Annotated in this window: 2 protein-coding genes; both read right to left on the minus strand. The window is 69.6% G+C overall.

Annotated elements, in window-relative coordinates:
* Positions 1–79: 79 nt before the first annotated feature.
* The gene (locus tag I5I_RS13725) at positions 80–892 is read right to left on the minus strand and encodes an HpcH/HpaI aldolase/citrate lyase family protein (protein WP_036320928.1); all 813 of its coding nucleotides are present in this window, start codon (positions 890–892) and stop codon (positions 80–82) included.
* Between the two features lie 9 nt (positions 893–901).
* Positions 902–1,207 (minus strand): acyl-CoA dehydrogenase family protein (locus I5I_RS13730; RefSeq protein WP_275574471.1); only part of this gene is annotated, 306 nt, incomplete at its 5' end.

Genomic DNA, 1,207 nt, shown 5'->3' on the forward strand with positions numbered 1-1,207 from the left:
GCGACGNTCTCGCGTGCAGTCCTACGCCGCGATCCCGATGACCTGACCTCCGCGCGATCCCTCCGTGGATGCCGCGGCATCACATTCCGCGGGCGAGGAGGGTGCGGGCGTGACGCAGCACCGGTTCGTCGATCATCCGACCACGGAACGCGAAGACGCCACGCTCGCCGACGGCGGCATCCAGCACGTCGCGGGCCCAGGTGAGCGTATCGGGGTCGGGCCGGTAGGCGGCCCGGATCGTCGCGACCTGCGCCGGATGAATGCACGCGGTGGCCCGAAAGCCGCTCGCGGCGGCATCCCGCGCCTCCTTCGCCAGCCCCTTCTCGTCGGCGATGTCGAGGTGCACCGCGTCGATCGCCGCGATACCCGCCGCTCCCGCCGCGAGCAGAAGACGCGAACGGGCGGCACGTGCGACATCGCGGTAGCGCCCCTTCGGCGTGCGACTCGATGTCCCTCCGAGCGAAGCGACGAGGTCCTCCGCGCCCCACATGAGGGCGACGACGTTGTCCTGAGCGGCGATCTTCTCGGCCGCGACGATGCCGCGAGCGGTCTCGCACAGCGCGATCACGTCGAACCGCGGGTCGATGCGGGAGATCGCTTTCGCCGATTCCGCCTTGGCGACCATCACGCGGCGGTAATCGGTCTGCGAGAGCGACGCAAGGTCGGAGACGATCTCGGCGGACCCGAGGGCATTCACTCGGACGATGACGCGCTCGGGGTCGAGCTGTGAGTCGATCAGCGCGACCCTCGCCGCCACCTTGTCGGCGGGTGCGACAGCGTCTTCGAGGTCGAGGACGACGCCATCGGCGCGATCGAGGGCCTTCTCGTAGCGTTCCGGACGATCAGCCGGGCAGAACAGCAGGGCGGGTCCGAGCGTGAAATCGGCGGTCATGCGTTCACGCTACCGGGCCGGTCGCGCGCCCGATCCGAGGCTGGTCAGTCCGAGGGCGCGAGCGATCAGGAGGAGCTGCACCTCGGTGGTCCCCTCGCCGATCTCGAGAATCTTCGCGTCTCGATAGTGACGCGCGACAGGGTACTCGTTCATGAATCCGTTGCCGCCGAAGATCTGCGTCGCATCCCGCGCATTGTCCATCGCCGCCTCCCCCGCCGTGAGCTTGGCCAGCGTGGCAGCGGTCGCGAAAGGCCGTCCGGCATCACGCAAGCGCGCGGCGTGCAGCCACGCCAGGCGCGACAGATGCACGCGCTG

Origin of the sequence: Microbacterium sp. B24 (assembly GCF_000333415.1) — a bacterium.
Taxonomy (GTDB): domain Bacteria; phylum Actinomycetota; class Actinomycetes; order Actinomycetales; family Microbacteriaceae; genus Microbacterium.